We start from the raw sequence: 17,293 nt of genomic DNA, 5'->3' as shown, positions 1-17,293 counted from the left end.
GCCGCCGGCCGGGCTGGTCCGCCCGCGCTATTCGCAGACCTGGTGGGAGAACCCGAATTCAACGGTGACGGCTGCCTGTGCCGGAGCGAATCGGTTGTGCGGTATGCCGGGGGTGAAGGCGAAGACCGAGACGTGCTCGTTCTGGCGATCCAGCCACCAGCCCGCGGTGCGGCAGGCGCGCCACCGGGTACCGCTCCAGTCGGCGAGCCTTTCCTCGCCCGCAGAACCGAATGTCCAGCCGCCGGAATCACCCAGATGAGCGAGCAAGCGGCCGGCCACCTGATCATCGGGCGTGCCGTCGGCGGCGGCGATGGCGAAGGTGCGATCGCAGAAGCTCCCCGCGTCGGAGTCCTCGCAGCTGGTCGTTTCGTCGACGACCGTCAGGCCGGCGGGCAGGGGTAGCAGCAGTTCGGCGTCGGGGGTCGCGACGGCCTTGCCTCCGTAGACTGGGGCGCTCGCGAAGACGCCGAGGTCGCCCAGCACGAAGAACAGCAGCACGAACAGGGCCAGTAGGCCGTACAGCCCGCCGAGCACCCGGGCGATCCACTGCCGCACCCCGCCACCGTCGGTATCGGCCCAGTCCCAGATCAGTCCCGCCAGCAGCACCACGACACCGGCGGCGATCATCGGCACCTCGAGACTGTGCTGATAGTGGCGCAGTCGCCAGCCCCCGAACGACACACCCAGCTCGGCCACGGTCAGCACCGCCAACACCACACCTACGCGCCACCGGGTGCGGGGCGCTCGCGCCGCGAGCAGCCAGCAGGCCAACGGCACCAACAAGATCAGCCGAAACATGTCGCGAGTCTAAAGTGGCTGCGCCGGTGACCATCCGGTTTCGATGTTGTGTCCGCCGAAAGTCAGTCGATCGACGATCGCGGCGCAGAGCCGCGGATGTCCAGGTCGTCGAGCGACGCCGTCTTGTGAACTACCGAGTCGACCCTGAGGCCGCCGCACGCTTGGTGCCCCGCCGCCGATGCGACCTCAACTGGTTGGCGGTTGGGCGATGTGGCTCGGCCGGATTCTCGGCCACGCGTCGCGGTCAATGCCTCGACGGGCTCGAACTCCAGACGAACTCGTGGCACGTCGAGTCGGTCGAGATCCGCTCGGTTCGGTCCACGGTCTTCGACGACCGCGACCGGTTCCCGCCAGGCAGCGCGGTGCTCGACTGCGCCTTGCTGATGCGCGGGGGTGCCGGCGACCTGGCGCACCCTTACGCCTCTGCAAGTCGTTGCTGGCTCCACGACTGCAGGGAATAGCGCACGTCTGGAAAGTGCACTGCGCCAGTAACATGGAACGACACGTCAGCCGTTCCACCACTGAGCGGCCGAGCAGATCTTCTGGTGGGCGGTCCAGTGCCGAAACCCTGTTCGACGCTGCCGCACGACTCGACAGCGAACTGCGCGAATGCCTTCGGGGCGGACGCGCGTCACTTACCGAGCGGCATGGACTTCCAGAGGGATACCTTCTGATCGTCGTCGGAAGAGGTGTCGTACTCGATTTCCACTGTGAACAGGTTGCGGTCGGAATCCATGCTGAATCCGGTGTAGATCTTGCTGCGCCGATCGTCGGGGTCGGTGAACATCAGCTTCATCGGTTCGGGCACGTCGGGGTGGATTTCGGTGCGCAGCTGTTCGTGCGTGTACAGCGCGTTGTTGCCGGGAGCGGGGAGCTGGAAATCCTGGTCCGCGTCCTCGGGGGTGTCGAAATAACGCAGGGTGAAGGAGAAATCCTTGTTCGCGCTGAAGCAGTAGATGGCTGCCTTCTCATGGCTGTCGGCGTACCCATCGCAGGTGGTGTCGTGCCAGCCGGGCACTTTCGGCTTGCCGGGCACCAGTTTCGGGAAGGTGGCGGCGATGCGCTGCTCGTCACGGCTCCAACTGGGATACTTCGAGTCGTACACCGCGTACCCCACAACACCCGCCATGGCCAGCGCCAGGACTGTCACAATGGATCCCAGTCCGATGATCACAGTGCGGCAACCGCTGGCCTCGCGCGGGGGTGCCGCTGGGAATGGGGTGCCGGGGATCGCGGTGGACGGAATCGCCCGTGCCGGAATCGATCCCGTCGGAACCGATCCCGCCGGAACCGCCGCTGCCGGAAGCGATCCGGGTGGAGTCTGCATCGAAGGCATGGCCGCGGCAGGGGTTTGCGCAACCATCGGTGACCCGGCGCCGACTACCGTGGGCGGTGCTGTGAACTGCGGCGCCGCCTTGGCTTGCTGTGATGCGGTCGGATTCCCCTGCGCCACAATGGTTTCCGCCGTGCGCGCAGCTTCCGCCGACGGCCGCCCCTGCAACGCATTCTGCACGGCCGCGGCGAATTCCACGCAGCTGTCGAACCGCTGCTCGCGCTGTTTGGCCATGGCCCGGGAGAGCACCCGATCCAGCGCGGGCGGCAGGTCGGGACGGAATCGGGTCAGCTGCGGTGGCGGCATGCTCAGGTGTCCGGCGATGACCTGTGCGGGATGTTCGGCATCGAAGGGCGTGCGGTGGGCCAGCAGGGTGAAAAGCGTGCAGGCCAAGGAATATTGGTCGGTGCGATGATCCACTTCGGAGCCGGCCAGCTGTTCGGGCGCGGCGAAAGCGAGGGTGGCCGTGAAGGTTCCGGTCGCGGTGAGCTGGGAGGTGGCGCCCAGTATGCGCGCGATCCCGAAATCGGTGAGCACCGGGCGTTCCTCGAGCCCGGTCTGCGGGGCGGCGAGCAGAATGTTCGCCGGTTTGATGTCGCGGTGCAGTACTGCGCGCGAGTGCGCGTAGTCGAGCGCGGCGGCGCAGCCGGTGAGGATCCGCAGCACTCGCTCGATGGTCAGCTGGTCCGGTGACAGTTGCGCGGCATCGGTCCCGTGGATGTACTGCATGGCGATCCACAGCTGTTCGTCGTGGATCCCGCGATCGTAGATCCCCACGATTCCCGGATGTTCCATGCGGGCAACGACACTGGCTTCTTGCTCGAAACGGCGGCGCATCTCCGGATCGGCACAGATCTCCCGATTGAGCAGCTTGAGTGCGAGCTGCCGCGGCAGCCGCGGATGCCGGGCCAGATACACCGAGCCCATGCCGCCTCGGCCCAAGACCCCCTCGATAGCGAAGTCGGCGAAGGTCGATCCGATATCAAGTTGAGCCAACAGCTCCCCCGTTTCCGATGCGCACTGCGTCGCGAGTTCCGATACGCACTGCGTCGCGAGCATATCCGAACCCGGCCGTGCCGGGCGCCCGGTTAAGCCTGTCCGCGATCGGGGATACCCGCAAACGGACTGGGCGCCAACGCAACCGCGAGACCCGCGCGCCGAGCAGATCCAGACCGCGCTGCGCGGCGAGCACCTGCACGTGACCGGCATGGTAGCCACCGCAGGCGAGTTGGACGAGTTCGGAGATCGGCGTGTCGGGCGGGACAGCCTTCCGCTTACGTACATGCGATGGAATGGTGCCGATCGCCCCCTCGGTTCCGCCGGGCGAAGGCGCGTAACGCCTTCGCCCGGTGCATATCAGGGAACGGTAACTGTTACCAGTTCGGTGAAGGGCATCCCGCCGGTGGGGGTGTCGTCGAAACAGCCGCCCCGGGCGGTGATAGTCGTTCCCAGTTCGAGCCCTTCCAGCGTTGTGGTCACGGTCTGGCCGGGGCCGGCCATCGACTCCGGGGCGCTGTTGCCGAAGAAGCGGTGATTTTGCTCGGGGCCGACACCGGCTTCCGCCCAGCACCGGCCGGTGCCGTTAGGGTTGTGCACAGTCGCGGTCACGGTTCCCGGCGCGGTGCCGGCGAAGGTGACCTCGGGGGCCTGCAGCGGTGCTTGCGCGTTCGCCAGCGCGGTGACCGGGCCGAACGCGACGAGCGCGGCGGACGCGGCCAGCAGAATGGGTCCGTTGATTCGCATGTTTTTCACCGGACAGACCTTATCGGAGACGGCGACAGGCGAGCCCAATGCTCGCTTCCCCCAACGGATTCGAGCGCATCAGCGGCCTGCGCCGGGAATTCGTTGCAGATATGAGGCGAGGCGTTCGCTGATTTCGTCAGCGGTTTTGGTCCAGACGAACTGCTTGGGGTCGTCCTTCCAGATGGCGATCCGGTCACGGATCGATTTCTCAGCGCGGCAACGCTTCTGGGGATGCCGCAGCGGAGTTGCTGGTCGGTGAGCAGGCCGAACCGGCGTGCCACCTCGTTGAGCCGGGACGAGTAGGTCGGTGCGACATGCATGTGGAAGCGGGGATGTGCCGCAAGCCCGGTTGCTGGTTCGTCTCGGGTAGTGGCTAACGGGCCTGGTCTCGATTCGATGGCATTTCTTCTGTCCGCTCCGTTGTTGGTGGTGTGGTGGGCGTCGGATCGAAGGTATGCAGGTGAGCGGTGGCGAGGGTCTGCTGCGCGCCGAACGCTTCGAAGGTGCCGACCGGCTGGAAGCCGAGGCGGGTAGCGAGTTTCAGTGAGCGGTGGTTGGCAGTCTGGGTTATGACCAGAACTGGCTGGTCCGGGAGTTCGGCGGCGGCGGTGCGCAGCGCTGCGGTGGCGGCTTCGAATGCGAGACCTGCGCCCCAGGCATCGCGTCGTAGGAGGTAGGTCAGTTCCAGTTCTTCGCCGTCCTCGGTGAGGTGACCGGGCTGGTCTGCCGAGCGGCGGTCGAGCATCAGCGTTCCGATGAGAAGGTTCGTCTGTCTGTCCGCGATGACGCTGCCTTAACCCGAGCGGACGATGGGGTCGAGTGCTTCGAGGAGCTTGCGGGTCGACGTCGTCGGCATGTCCGCTTCCAGGACGTTCTGTACCAAGAAGGTGCCCATGCTCATCGCCACCAACGCGTTCGCTGTCGCCAGCGCCGACTCGTCGTCGAGTTGGGCCCACCGCCGGGTGAAGCCGCTCAGAACATCGAGGAGTTCGGTCATATAGCGGCGCTGAGACTCGCGTACGCGAGCGTTGCCAGCGACCTCGGACCACAGTTGGAGCATGAGCGCTGAGCTGGTGGTAGGTGGGCTGTCGATCAGTAGCGTGTCGTGGATCAAATCGATGACTTCCGCCGGTCGCGGCACCGGGTCCGAGTCGAGAGCCGTATGTAAGACCCGGAGCACTGGAGCCATCACCGTGTCCGCAAGTTCCTCGATGAGTTCCTCCTTGCTGGCGAAGTAGCGATAGACCCCACCTGCGGACATCCCGGCTTGGGTGCAGATATCCGGCATCGACGTGGAGTGCAGGCCTTTGGTGGCGAAGCAGTGCGCTGCGGCAGCAAGGATCGTCGCGCGTCGTTTGGCGAGGTACTCGGGCGTGACAGGGGGCATCCATCAATAATGAACGATCTTTCGCCTTGACACGTGCGCAGGTCGTAAGCCACATTTGAAAACGAAAGTTCATTCGTTTTGTTGCCAGAGGAGCCCGAACATGACTGTGGACAACACTGGCCAGGTAGCTGTCATCACCGGTGGCGGCAGTGGCATCGGCCGCGCGACTGCCATACAACTCGCAGACGCGGGCTGGAACGTGATCGTTGCCGGGCGACGGGAAGCGCCGCTCGCCGATCTCGCCGCCGAGCATCCGACGATCAGTTACGAGGTCGTGGACGTCGCCGATGAAGCCCGAGCCCGCCAGTTCATCGACTCGGCCGTCGGCGTACACGGCCGACTCGACGCCCTGATCAACAATGCAGGCGCACTCAACCCTGTATCGACCACCAACCCCACCTACGACGCGTTGAACCACTTGTTCTCGATCAACGTCTTCGGGCCGTCCTATCTGGCCGGCGCCGCGGTCAAGCACCTGTCGGTCGTCGGCGGCAGCATCGTGAACGTAAGCAGTGCGACCGCGCAGCGTCCCCAGGCCAGGTCGGCGTTCTACGGTGCGTCCAAGGCCGCGCTGGACTACCTGACTCGGTCATGGGCCGCGGAATTGGCCGGTCAGGGCATCCGCGTCAACGCGGTTGCTCCCGGACCCACCGAGACCCCGATCCTTTCGACGGTGGTACCTGCCGACATGGTTGCGGAGATTACTGCGGCGGAGGCGGCCTCGCTCCCACTCAAGCGCCGCGGCACCGCTGATGAAGTTGCCCGCTGGATCGTCGCGCTGGCTGATCCTGCTGCAGCGTGGGTCACCGGCCAGGTCATTGCGATCGACGGCGGGATGGCGATCGCATGACCCGCCGCGTACTGATCATCGGAGCTGGACTCACCGGTCTGGCGTTGGCCAACGGACTCCGCTGCGCCGATGACATCGAGATCACGGTCGTCGAACAGGCGCCGGTCATCACCGAAGCCGGCTGGGCGATCAGCCTGACCGACAGACATCTCGATGCTCTGCGGCAACTGGGATTGGCGCCGCAGGAGCTGACCGCGGATCGGCTCGCTCGAACAATCATGTACGACCCGAACACCTCCGTTCCGGTCGGTATCGCCGCCATGGACGGGGTTGTGACGACCCGTTCCGAGCTGCAGCTGTGGCTTTGGGAACCCGTCGGCGAGCTGGTGCGCACCGGGATCGCACCGGTCTCGATCACCGACAATGGTGCGTGCGTCGAGGTCGGGTTCAGCGACGGCACCGCAGGCGAGTTCGACGTGGTCGTCGGCGCCGACGGTATCAACTCTTGGACTCGGCGCAGCGTCTTCGGTGGTCCGGATCCGGCCTACGCGGGCAGTGCTGTGGTGCGCTTCCAGGTCCCCAACGCCGCAGGCCTGCACCTCGCCGGTATGACCAGCGACGGCCGCCTGAGTCTTTTCGTCCTGAACCGCGGCACGGTACTGCACGGCGTCGTATTCCTGCCCGGTGAACCGGACAACCGCAGCGACTGCACGCTCACCGAACTGGCGGAGGACTACGCCGACCTGAGTGGTCCGCTGGCCGGCCTGATCAAGGCCATGCGCACCGAGCCTGTCGGTTTCTACGCCAACATAAACCAAGTCGTGACCGATGATTGGGCGGTCGGTCGGATCGCGCTCGCAGGCGATGCCGCGCACGCCATGAGTCCCCGACTGGGCCAGGGCGCAGGAGTGGGACTACAGGATGCCGCTCTGCTTTCCGAACTGCTCACGCTGCCCGACCTTCCAGTTCAGTCCGCGCTCGCCGGATACGCCGGAATCCGCCGCCCGGCAGCACAACTGGTCCAGCAGCGCTCGCACGCCGCCACGCTCCGGATCGGCCATCCCGGTTCCGCACTCGAACTGCACACTCAGGCGAATCTGTAGGCAGGCGAATCCGCGCTGTGACCAGGCGTGCATCTCCGACCTCCACCGAGTCAAAATCTTTTCGCCCCAAGATATTTCGGGCCCGGACAGTCGCTCCTCGTCCGATACCCTCGTTGGATGTCTCTCGACATCACCCTGGCGAACGTGTTGGCCCACTGCGGCGGCGATCCCGAACAGGCCGCCCGCCACCTGTCTCGCGCGATCGCAACCGCGCCGTCCGACCCCGCGGCTTACGCGGCCGCGGTCGAGCTACTGCCCGAACTCGGCGAGTTGTCCGCCGACGACCCGAGCGTCGCGCCGATCCTGGCATTCCGCCACTTCCTCGACGGCCGGATGGACGATGCCGCGCTCACGCTCGGTGCGCTCAGCGGCGTCAGCCCGCGGATCGCATGGGCTGACGCTCCCTGGTTCTCCGATGCGTCTTTCCTTTCCGGGGTGAGCACCGAAGCCCTGCGCGAGGCGGTATACCGCCTCTTCGACCACACGGCGGTGCCTGCCGACGCCGCCGCCCGGCCCTGGCTGCGGGTGGTCGAGACGGTCAGGTCTCGGGCGGGTCTGGGCCCCGAAGACCTAGCCGGAATGGCGATCTCGCTCCGCCTCTTGGGCCGAACCGACGAGTCGCTGGCTCTGTGCGACCGCGCCGACGCCGTGGGCCGAACCGTGCTGGCGGAGGTCGTTCGAGCCGGAACCTGGCGGCTGCTAGGGAACCACGACGAAACGGCCGCCGCACTCCGTCGTGCACTCGCTCTGGAACCAGACAACTGGTCACTCCATCTCGACCTGTCCGACCTGTACGCAGAGCAGGGCGACCATCCCGCCGCTCTCGCCGCTGCCCAAGCGGGCCTGAGCCACGCCCCGAACGAACCCAAGTTGCTTGCCGCTCGCGCAGCCCACCATGCTCGTCTTGCCCGCACCGCCGAAGCACTTCGTGAATTCGAGCGCCTGGCCTCCGACATCGACCCTGCCTACTGCCAATGGCTCCGCGAACAGGCCACAGGCGCAGCCTGAGAACACCGCCAGCACAGAGCCCGGCTCCGCGTCTGCAACATCGACCCGTTCGTCGCTCGTCGATTCCCGAACACGACCCGACGCCGACGAGGCACTCTTCGTCATCGCCCGCACCATCGGCTGGATTGCGCATACCTCGAGGAATACCGCGAGCCGCCACTACGATTCCGGCCCACCAGCCACACACCCGAACCAATCGGATGAATGCACTCAATTCGGCATAGAAAGACGTTCTGCGTGTCGGTCCGCGGGATAGGAACGCCTTCCGCCTCGAGCACGACCTCGCCGCCGTCACTGCCGGGCTCACCCTACCCTGGAGCAACGGTCCAACTGAGGGCACCGTGAACAAGATCAAGGTCCTCGAGAGGCAATGCTTTGGTAGATCGAATCTGGACCTGCTCCGGAAGCGAATACTACTCAGCCACAACGACGCCGGAACGATTACGGAAATCCGGCGCACCCTGGAGTGATCACGCTATCTGCGTCAGGACCCCGTTGTGGGACCACCACGTTGCCAGTCATGGGACCACCGAAAGCAGGTGATCCGCCGCGTGAACATGTTCCAGATTTGCCGCGCGGTCCGATCATGGCGGCCGCCGCCGAACATCCCATAATGCCGAAGAGCGTGCGTGCATGGCGTCCGCCGACGAGTGTGCAGCATGTCGGTACCGGCAGACACAATGGCGGACATGGAAAACGGTGATGACAACGACGCTGCCCAGCCCTCCCCGGCTGTGGACAGATGGAAGGTGGGTCTGACCTGTGCCGCGATCGTCGCGACCGGCTACCTCATCGCCTGGCTGGTGCACGAGCCGGAGCCGTCGGAGCCCACGGCTCGGGCCGAAAACTCCTATGTCACCCCGCCGGTCGCGTTTCCGGTGCAGATCCCGGGTTGCGATGTCGTAGAACCTCCGCGGGAAGGGCAAACGTTCGGGATGGTTCACTCCGTCACATACGAATACGATAATCCGTCCTATCCGTGGTTCTCCGGTCCCAAGGCGGGCGCGATGACGCAGGCGCTGCAGGCTGGGCTGCCCGGTGATGTCGAGATCGCCTTCGCCTCGGTAACGCGCTCGCTGGTGTTCCAGCCGATCCTCGGCGATGCCACGCAGAACAAGGGATTCGGCGGTTGGACCAGGGCGAACGCCATGCTGCTGCGTGGTGACCGAGAGGGCGCTCTGTCGGTGAACGTGCGCCAAGCCACCAAGCCGATTCCACCGTGCGTCGCCGGCGAACTCGACGAACGGCGCCACCTTCCCGATGGCACCATCGTCGATACCGATGACACCTGGTACGAGATCAATGGGGCTCGCACCCTTACGCGCGACGCCACCGCTTATCTGCCCGACGGATCCGTCGCCCACGCGAACGCCACCGATCAAGCCGCTGAGGGCAGCGGCCGTCCCCGAGCCGTCCCCTTGGCCATCGATGAACTCGTCGCGCTCGTGACCGATCCCGAACTACGCGTCAGCGCGCCGGTTCCGCCCGGAACGTCGAGCCCGCCCGAGGTCTGCCTGCCCTTCTCGAAATCCGGTGCGGTGATCGATCAGGCGCAGGCTCGTCGATGGGGTGCGGTGCTGGCGCAGATTCCGCTCGACGGTGTGACCCTGGACCGGCGATTAGGGGCGCTGCTGCCAGGGGAATGGGGCGGCGGCGTGTGCCAGGCGGTTCAAGTAACCACGCCCGGCCGGCAATCGCGGTTGACCGTCGTGATCAGCACCGGGCAACCCCTGCCGCAGGAGCCCGATACTCCCTCTTACGGCGGCGCGAGGCGGCGGCTGCCGGACGGGACTGTGGTCGAGACTCACGAAGGGCGAAGTGCGGCGCTGGCGTCCACGCCGCGAACTGACCGCACGGTCACCGTCACCCGCCCGTCCGGGACACAGATCGAAATCTCCTTCGCCGCCGCCCCCGCCGAGCTTCTGCCGTTAGCGCTGCTCGAGGAGATCGCCCTGAATCCGGGACTCGACGTGTCGTGATGAGAACGATCCGTGCTGACTTCAGTCAGCGCGAGTGAGCGATAATGCAGCTGAGCGGGCGTTCGAGCACGCGGCATCCGCCAATCACCAGCGCGATAACCCGTTCCACTTCTGCACAGCTATCGGTGGTCCCATGACTGGCAACGTGGTGGTCCCATCGAACGGTGGCAAACCACAGACCGGCTCAGCGTCTCGGCACTCACCCCCCCCACGAATGGCCGAACATCGTCGGCTTCGTCGCCGTCACCTCGGAACGCCATGAGAACAGAATCAGGCGGTGACCGATCGCGGCGATGGTGCCATGGAACTGGCAGGGATTCCCACCGCCGGTGAAGAAGTCGGGGTTCGGATTGCGGCATCGATGGGTGGTCATGCGGGCGATGTGAGTATTCCGCAATCACTCGGCGGTGCAAACAGCCTGTGGTGCAATCGGATTCGTCTGCTGACGTGACGCGCGCGGAGGTTCAACCCCGGTTCGTTGTGTCGAACCGAGGCTGACCGTATTTCAGAGGGTGGCCGCTAGGGCCGGTTGAACTCGCCGTCCTGGACGCCAGCGGTGAAGGCGTCCCACTCCGTGGGAGTGAAGACGAGCGCTGGGCCGGTCGGGTTCTTGGAGTCGCGCACTCCCACCATGCCTCCGGCGAGGTGCGCGACCTCGACACAGTCCTTACCGCTGGCACTGCGGCTGCTCTTGAACCACTTCGCACCGGACAGGTCGGTGTTCACGCTTCGTACTCCTTTGCAGCCGTCACTATGAGGCTTCGGGTGTCATACTCGTTCAACGCTACTCGGTGGATGTCGGTATACGCTGCCAGATACTGCTCAACCTCATCGGCCTTGTCCAAGTACAGGGCACCGGTGAAGCCCTCCACGTAGACCACGGGCGGCTCCTTGAGTGCTGGATTCGGGTGATCTGGAAACTCCATGTAGACGAAGTCTTTAGTGGTCAGCCCCAAGTGATTCGGTGCATTGAACCGAACGACCCGAATTGACACGTTTGGACGATCGCCAACCTCGATGAGCCGATTCAACTGACCTGCCATGACTTCGTCGTCGGCGACTCGGTGTCGCAGCACGGACTCGGTGAGTAGCACTTCCAACGTGAAATTCTCCGAATCGTGAATCCGACTCTGCCGCTTCGTGATCAGATCAACTTCACGATCGGCATCAAGAGGCCGACCTGGCTGGGCCGTGGATATTTTCCACATGGCACGCCGGTAGCCGGGCGTTTGGAGCAAACCTGGCAGCAACGTCGACTGCCACGAGATAATGCGGCTGGCGGATTGCTCGAGCCCGAAGAACATCCCGAAATTCGGAGCTATTGCGTCGGTGTACGACTGCCACCATCCATCCTTCCGGGACTCCTGGGCGAGCCACAGTAGTACGCGCCGATCGTCATCACTGGCTTGATACAGATCGCAGAGCGCGTTGATAACCATCTTCTTGATCTCGCTGCCGCGTCCAGATTCCAAGCGCCACAAGGTCTGTGAGCCCATCTCACACGCCTGCGCGGCTCGTGCCCTGCTCAGGTTGCGCTCCTCGCGCAGCTCCCGCAGGCGTCGTCCGAGCACCCGGCGCGGCAGAGTCGTGTTGTTCGATTCGGTCGACAAAGTAATGCCACCCACCCTTTCGTTAGCGTTACTCACGGTCATGTCAAGCTAGATGGAATAGTCAGCCTGTTTGGAGCGAATTCGATTCGGGCCGAATCGAATTGGAGTGCTCCCAACCTACCTGTTCGGTGTTTTACTGGCTATGCGCCAGACGGTCGGGTCTACCGAACATTCACCCCGCTCAACCACCCCGCGCGGTGGTGAATTCGGCGATGCCGCGCCCCGCCGTCCGACGCTCCAAAATCGCTACCGTCACAATATCTTTCGGAGGTATCCCCGTGTCCGGTCCGACAGCAATTGAGCACAATACGGTGCCTCCCGATTCGAGGGCGACCGCGATTCGGCCCGCGAGCGTTCGATCGGGCGCTGCCGATATCGAACGCGAGCGGCCGAAGGCGGTTGGAATGGTGCGCGGCGATGTGTCGGGACTGCAAGCGCCTCGGCACGCGATCGCCGTGCAGCGGCACGCCCGCGCGCTCGGCTATCACTACGTGTACACCATCCGGCCGCCGCAGGATATCGACGATGCGATCGGCTACGCGCTCGGCATCGCGGCGGGTTTGGATGTGGCCGCGATCGTGGTCTACGGCCTGGACCAGGTGGATGATCAGCCCGCGCGAGTATGTGAGGACTTCGATCTCGAAACTGTCTGTCCCGCAACGACATGGGCGCGCGTGGCCGGTCCGGCACCGGTCGAGACGGGTGCGGCGTGAGCGACGAGGCGGTACTCACCCCGCCGCGGGTCTGCGGCCGTGCCGATGTGCGATTGGCGCACGAGTTGATGCGGCAGCACCGGGTCTGTCGGGTCGATCGGTGTATCTGGAAATTGGCGGCGTACTACACGCTGGTGGCCGCGGGGCATCTCGCGCCGCAGACGCTGACGCCGCGCGAGCGGGCCGCGGCGCGCAATATCGCCTTCCCGCGGTTGGACGCGCAACCGCCGGTGTGCGGCACACCTCCGCTACGAACGCTGCGCGAGGTGTTGGAGAGGTTGTCCGAACTGGCCGTAGCCGTGCCCGACTCGAACGGCACCGCCGAGCACAGGAATTGACTCCGATGGGGGCCGAATATGCGCGAGCGCCGTACCGAGGTCGATGGGTGGGTGGTCATTTGGGAGATCGACCATTGGCACATCCGAATTATGCTCGTGCGCAGCGTTATCGATAGTGCGCGGCCTTTGCTGAGCGCTGATGTTGCGATGGCTGCGCCCGACCTGGCCGATATGCGTGAGAAATATCCGAACCTGTCCCGGTTGTGGGATGCGGTGCGGCACGAGTTCTGGGCGGAAGTTATTACGCCCCAGGAGCATTCAGAGGGGACTATTTGATTGATGAGGGCCAAAGTGGCGGCGCTATGGCCCTATCCGCCCATCGATTCGGTGTTGGTGTTGAAGTAGGTGGAGTTGGTGACGTCTTGTCCGGTAATGCGTTTGATCGATAGGGCCATGATCTCGCCCATGTCTTTGACAACTTCGATGTGCTCGCGGATGATCGCGTCGATCGAGTTGGCTTCGCCGGTGGCTTGGCCTTTGAACGCCTTGACCAGATCATCGGCCATGTGGAAGTCGCCGAAGCCGGAGACTCTTTGCGCGGCCTGGGCCTGGATCAGCATGTCCTGAAGATCGTTGAGTCGTTGGTCGCAAGCAGCTAGGCATTGCCGCGCTGCCTCCTCGCTGTCCAGATAGAGCTCTCCGGACTTCGCCTGTTCGGCAAAACGTGTCCATTGTGCGACATCAGATTGGCTCATCGACTTTCCTCCCCCTGGAGTTACTTCGGCAGGCTCGGAACTATCGCCGCACCGGCTTGCTGTAGCAGCCCACACGGAGGTGCGGGATGGTCGAGCACTGGATTGTTGATCAGCGTGAGCTCGATGATGCCTTGGGATGCGGCAAAGACGACATCGCACATGAGGTCATATGACGAACCCTCGACGCGGAACTGGCGGCCCTGCCGTCCGGCGATCGTCACGTCCTGGAACTCGACATTTCCCTGCTTCTGCTCGATCTCCCGCACGGTTCGGCCGCTGGAGAAGACTCCCAGGGAGTACTTCGAGCCCTTCCAGTTGCAGATCTCCCAACCGGATTGGTGCACACCGGCCACGCCGCTCTCTTTGGTAGAGGGGCTCACGCCCGCGGCCGTCAGTGCGTCATCCGGGATCTGCGTACACGGATCGAACAGCTTGACCGGCGCCACACTCGTCGCACCGCTCGCGGTCGGACTACCGCTCGTAGAACCCCCACACGCGACCAACCCCGGCAGAACAGCCGCCGCGAGCAGCATCAACTTCCATCCGTGCGCCATCCCCGCCCTCTCTAGCTGCGACTATCTGGAGAGGTCGACCCTATCAAACGGCATCCCCGGCATTGGGGGGCGAGAGGGGCAGCGCGCGTCGAGGATTCAGTGCAGAATCATGCGCGCTGAAACCCTCGGCGCAGCCGTGTGCGATGCCCGTCACGTCACACTTTCGAGCGGCATGGTGTGAGCGGATCGATACCGCGGAAACGTTGGATTACCAGCGTGTATACAAATGCGTCCAATGTCCGTTTCGTCCGGTTTTCGCGTTGACAGTGCCATACCCCAGGTGCAGGCTGCTGCGTGACTTTCCGTGCGCTCGCCGTAGAGCCGTCGCGGTCTGGCAATCGGAGGAGCAGGGTGGTGCGTTTACGTCAACGGTCGGAAAAATCCGGGGGCACACCGGATATTGCTGCCGATCCCGGAAGTGAACGCCAGGTTGCCGGAAACAGAATAGTGCGGCCGCGCACGATTCGGGGGCAATTGGCTCGAATCCTTGTCCTGTCATTGGTTTTGGTGCTGGCTCTGCTTGGGGTGACGGTCGCTCGGGAGGTCGAGGCCTTCCGCGAGAGCGGTGACACCGTGCGCGCGGTCTCACTCACACTGGCCGTACAGGATCTGGTGCAGCAGGCGCAGCGCGAACGCGGGCTCAGCAATGGCCTGCTCGGCGGCGATATCCGATTGGTGCAGGCCGTGTCCGACCAGCGGGTCGAAACGGATCGGGCAATGCACGCACTCGACGAGGCGGCGGCCGGGGATGCGCCCGGCGCGGCCCAAGTGCGTTCGGCGATCGGACAATTCGACGCGCTCGATTCGACCCGCACGCAGATCGACGCCCGCCGGACCAGCAGGCAGGCCGCCTTCCAGTTCTATACCGACGGTATTTCCGCGCTGAACCGTCTGACGCTCGGGCTCGATCAGGCGCGCGATGCGGAGGTACGGCACGGCTTGGCGGCGCTGTATGCGCTCGGCGAGGCCAAGGAGCAGACGGCCAAGGAGCGCGGCTTCCTCAATGGCGTTTTCGCCGCCGATGAATTCCGCAATGGCGAATATGTCGAGTTCCTCGATATCCGCGCCGCCAAGATGGCCGGGCTGACCGCCTTCGCGCGCGATGCGACCGCAACACAGCAGGCCCGGCTCGATGCGGTGCTGCGCAGTGAGAATGCCGTCAAGGCAGGTGAATCGGAGCGGATCGCGATCGCGTCGAGCGCGGGTCCGCTGGTGCGTTCGGTGGATCCGAGCACGTGGTGGGCGCAGATGACGGCGGTCATCGATGAGCAGCGCGCGGTACAGCAGGCGGTCGGCAACGATGTGCAGCGGCGCGCGGAGGCGCTGCGTCGGGATGCGTTCCTGACCCTCGGCGGCTTTCTGCTCGCGGCGCTGATCGCGATTGCCGCCGAGGTGGCGCTGGTCGTTGCCAGTGTGCGCGCCATCGTGCGCCCGCTCGGCGTGCTGGCGGCGGAGGCGGATGATGTCGCCAATCACCGGCTGCCCGAGGTGATCGCGGCCTGGCAGGCATCCGGTGAGACCCACCCGGATCCGCCAGCACCCGTGCGCACACCGCGCGGTGCAAGTGCCGAAATCGCCGCGGTGGCAGGGGCATTGGACGGCGTGCAGCGCACGGCCTTCGAATTGGCTTCGCAGCAGGCGCTGATCCGGCGTAACACCACCGAATCGATGGCGAATCTGGCGCGGCGCAATCAGAATCTGGTGCGCCGTCAGCTCGGGCTGATCAGTGAATTCGAACGCGAGGAACTCGATCCCAAGGGGCTGTCGAATCTGTTCGAGCTCGATCACCTGGCCACCCGCATGCGGCGCAATGCCGAAAGTCTGCTGGTGCTGGTGGGTGCGGCGAGCCCGCGGCGCTGGGCGGAGCCGATCGCGCTCACCGATGTGATCCGCGCTGGGTTGTCCGAGGTCGACGACTATCGCCGGGTGGTGCTGCGGCGGGTGGACGAAGTCGCGATCATCGGCGCGGTGGTCAGCGATCTCGCGCATATGCTCGCCGAGCTCATCGAGAACGGATTGGCCTTCTCCCCACCGGATATGGAGGTGGAGATCTACGGGCGCAAGCTGCCGCACGGATATCTGCTCGCGGTGGTGGATCACGGTGTCGGCATGCCGGTGGAGCAGTTGGACGAGGCGAATGCACGGCTGAGCGGCGAAACCGATTTCATTGTCGCGCCGATGCGGTATCTGGGGCATTACGTGGTCGGCCAGTTGGCGCGGCGGCTCGGGATCGATGTCGAGTTGAATGTGTCGCCGGTGAGCGGGATCGTCGCGCGGCTGCTGCTGCCGGTGGGAATCATTGCGGGAGAGAAGGATCGGCGTGCGCCCGGGGAGCGTGGTGAGGCGGGGGCGGTGCCCGCTGGTGCGGTGCCGGCTATGCCGGGGCCTACCGAGTCGGCAGCGGCCGGGCTTGTCGGTGCCGCTGGAGGGTCCCTTGCGGGTGGGAACGACGTAGCTGCGGCTGGGGAGCGGGGCTCGCTGCCTGCCGGTGCGGTGTCGGGTGTGCGGGGGAGTGCCGAGTCGACGGTTGGGTTTGTCGGTGCCTCGGAGGGATCAGCCGCGGGGGAGGCTGTTTCGGCGAGACCGGTGCTCGGTAGGCCGAGACACGGTGCCCCGGTCAACGGCGCTCCGGTCAACGGTGCCCAGGTTAATGGTGCTGGGGTCGATGGCGCTCAGCTCTACGGGGCTCAGATCGACGATGCACTGATCAATGGGCGTCAGGTCGACGATGTACTGATCAATGGGCGTCAGGTCGACGATGCTCCGCTCAACAGCGCTTCGGGACCTGGCGCGCCGACACATGGTCAGCGAATGACCGGCGGATCCGAGGACAACAGTGCCGGGCCTTGGCGACAGCGGTCCGGTGGACCCGCGCATGCACGACCGGAACTTCCATCGCCGCCACCGGCACCGGCGCCGTTTGCGCGCTTCCATTCCGCGCCGGTCGATTTCGGCGATGATGTCGTATCCATCGGAACCGACGTCGACCGAGCCGTAACAAGGGGCGACAGGGCGATGGCCGAGGTTGTCCCCACGGGCGATAGGGCTTCGTCCGAGGTCATTCCGACCGGTGATAGGGCAGCGTCGGGGGGCATTCCGACGGGCGATATGGCTGCTTCGGGGGTCATTCCGACCGGTGATAGGGCTGCGTCGGGGGGCATTCCGACGGGCGATATGGCTGCTTCGGGGGTCATTCCGACCGGTGATAGGGCTGCGTCGGGGGGCATTCCGACGGGCGATAT

The 17,293-nt window shown here is 65.1% G+C and carries 18 protein-coding genes and 1 pseudogene; 10 read left to right on the top strand and 9 right to left on the bottom strand.

Features of this window, described 5'->3' with window-relative positions; genetic code table 11:
• Positions 1-27 precede the first annotated feature (27 nt).
• The 5 genes from ABZ293_RS39185 to ABZ293_RS39165 form a co-directional block, all read right to left on the bottom strand.
• Positions 28-798 (bottom strand): hypothetical protein, encoded by a 771-nt coding sequence (locus ABZ293_RS39185; RefSeq protein ID WP_355189275.1) that lies wholly within the window; start codon positions 796-798, stop codon positions 28-30.
• Positions 799-1,429: 631 nt separating this feature from the next.
• Positions 1,430-3,340, bottom strand: a complete 1,911-nt coding sequence (locus ABZ293_RS39180; protein ID WP_355189273.1) for a protein kinase — start codon at positions 3,338-3,340, stop codon at positions 1,430-1,432.
• A gap of 147 nt (positions 3,341-3,487) precedes the next feature.
• Positions 3,488-3,922: a hypothetical protein gene (locus ABZ293_RS39175; protein WP_355189271.1), complete on the bottom strand. Its 435-nt coding sequence runs from the start codon at positions 3,920-3,922 to the stop codon at positions 3,488-3,490.
• Between the two features lie 325 nt (positions 3,923-4,247).
• Positions 4,248-4,658, bottom strand: a complete 411-nt coding sequence (locus ABZ293_RS39170) for a GNAT family N-acetyltransferase (protein WP_355189315.1) — start codon at positions 4,656-4,658, stop codon at positions 4,248-4,250.
• A gap of 9 nt (positions 4,659-4,667) precedes the next feature.
• Positions 4,668-5,261, bottom strand: a complete 594-nt coding sequence (locus ABZ293_RS39165) for a TetR/AcrR family transcriptional regulator (RefSeq protein ID WP_355189269.1) — start codon at positions 5,259-5,261, stop codon at positions 4,668-4,670.
• Positions 5,262-5,361: 100 nt separating this feature from the next.
• Between ABZ293_RS39165 and ABZ293_RS39160 the strand changes: the two genes are divergently transcribed.
• The 6 genes and pseudogenes from ABZ293_RS39160 (at position 5,362) to ABZ293_RS39135 (ending at position 10,592) form a co-directional block, all read left to right on the top strand.
• A complete protein-coding gene (locus tag ABZ293_RS39160) occupies positions 5,362-6,111 on the top strand; it encodes an SDR family oxidoreductase (protein ID WP_355189267.1) in 750 nt (249 codons plus the stop codon).
• On the top strand, positions 6,108-7,154 hold the full coding sequence (locus ABZ293_RS39155) for an NAD(P)/FAD-dependent oxidoreductase (protein ID WP_355189265.1): 1,047 nt from the start codon (positions 6,108-6,110) through the stop codon (positions 7,152-7,154). The genes ABZ293_RS39160 and ABZ293_RS39155 overlap by 4 nt, the downstream gene beginning before the upstream one ends.
• A gap of 117 nt (positions 7,155-7,271) precedes the next feature.
• Positions 7,272-8,162, top strand: a complete 891-nt coding sequence (locus tag ABZ293_RS39150; protein WP_355189264.1) for a tetratricopeptide repeat protein — start codon at positions 7,272-7,274, stop codon at positions 8,160-8,162.
• A 278-nt stretch (positions 8,163-8,440) separates the two neighbouring features.
• Positions 8,441-8,632 (top strand): annotated as a pseudogene (locus ABZ293_RS39145) (transposase); the annotation flags it as partial.
• Between the two features lie 219 nt (positions 8,633-8,851).
• Complete coding sequence (locus tag ABZ293_RS39140; RefSeq protein ID WP_355189262.1) at positions 8,852-10,141, top strand: hypothetical protein; 1,290 nt, start codon at positions 8,852-8,854, stop codon at positions 10,139-10,141.
• Between the two features lie 277 nt (positions 10,142-10,418).
• Positions 10,419-10,592 carry a hypothetical protein gene (locus ABZ293_RS39135; protein WP_355189260.1) on the top strand — a complete coding sequence of 58 codons (174 nt, stop codon included), beginning with the start codon at positions 10,419-10,421 and terminating at the stop codon, positions 10,590-10,592.
• Between the two features lie 68 nt (positions 10,593-10,660).
• Here the strand turns inward: ABZ293_RS39135 and ABZ293_RS39130 are convergent, their stop codons facing one another.
• Both ABZ293_RS39130 and ABZ293_RS39125 read right to left on the bottom strand, forming a co-directional pair.
• Positions 10,661-10,867, bottom strand: coding sequence for a DUF397 domain-containing protein (locus ABZ293_RS39130; protein ID WP_355189259.1), 207 nt, complete (start codon positions 10,865-10,867; stop codon positions 10,661-10,663).
• Complete coding sequence (locus ABZ293_RS39125) at positions 10,864-11,793, bottom strand: helix-turn-helix transcriptional regulator (protein ID WP_355189257.1); 930 nt, start codon at positions 11,791-11,793, stop codon at positions 10,864-10,866. The genes ABZ293_RS39130 and ABZ293_RS39125 overlap by 4 nt, the downstream gene beginning before the upstream one ends.
• A 377-nt stretch (positions 11,794-12,170) precedes the next feature.
• On the opposite strand from ABZ293_RS39125, the gene ABZ293_RS39120 reads away from it, so the two are divergent.
• From ABZ293_RS39120 to ABZ293_RS39110, 3 genes are read left to right on the top strand one after another with little or no spacing between them, the layout of a single operon-like run.
• On the top strand, positions 12,171-12,464 hold the full coding sequence (locus ABZ293_RS39120) for a hypothetical protein (RefSeq protein WP_355189255.1): 294 nt from the start codon (positions 12,171-12,173) through the stop codon (positions 12,462-12,464).
• Positions 12,461-12,802, top strand: a complete 342-nt coding sequence (locus ABZ293_RS39115; RefSeq protein WP_355189253.1) for a hypothetical protein — start codon at positions 12,461-12,463, stop codon at positions 12,800-12,802. The genes ABZ293_RS39120 and ABZ293_RS39115 overlap by 4 nt, the downstream gene beginning before the upstream one ends.
• 18 nt (positions 12,803-12,820) lie before the next feature.
• A complete protein-coding gene (locus tag ABZ293_RS39110; protein ID WP_355189251.1) occupies positions 12,821-13,078 on the top strand; it encodes a hypothetical protein in 258 nt (85 codons plus the stop codon).
• A gap of 32 nt (positions 13,079-13,110) precedes the next feature.
• Here the strand turns inward: ABZ293_RS39110 and ABZ293_RS39105 are convergent, their stop codons facing one another.
• On the bottom strand, positions 13,111-13,497 hold the full coding sequence (locus tag ABZ293_RS39105) for a hypothetical protein (protein ID WP_355189249.1): 387 nt from the start codon (positions 13,495-13,497) through the stop codon (positions 13,111-13,113).
• Between the two features lie 20 nt (positions 13,498-13,517).
• The gene (locus ABZ293_RS39100) at positions 13,518-14,030 is read right to left on the bottom strand and encodes a DUF3558 domain-containing protein (RefSeq protein WP_355189313.1); all 513 of its coding nucleotides are present in this window, start codon (positions 14,028-14,030) and stop codon (positions 13,518-13,520) included.
• A gap of 528 nt (positions 14,031-14,558) precedes the next feature.
• Here ABZ293_RS39100 and ABZ293_RS39095 point away from each other — a divergent pair.
• The coding region (locus tag ABZ293_RS39095) for a nitrate- and nitrite sensing domain-containing protein (protein ID WP_355189247.1) at positions 14,559-17,293 on the top strand (2,735 nt) is incomplete at its 3' end.

This window comes from Nocardia sp. NPDC005998 (assembly GCF_040614395.1).
GTDB lineage: Bacteria > Actinomycetota > Actinomycetes > Mycobacteriales > Mycobacteriaceae > Nocardia.
Note: the sequence above shows the minus strand (reverse complement) of the source record. Positions and strands in the feature narration are given on the sequence as shown.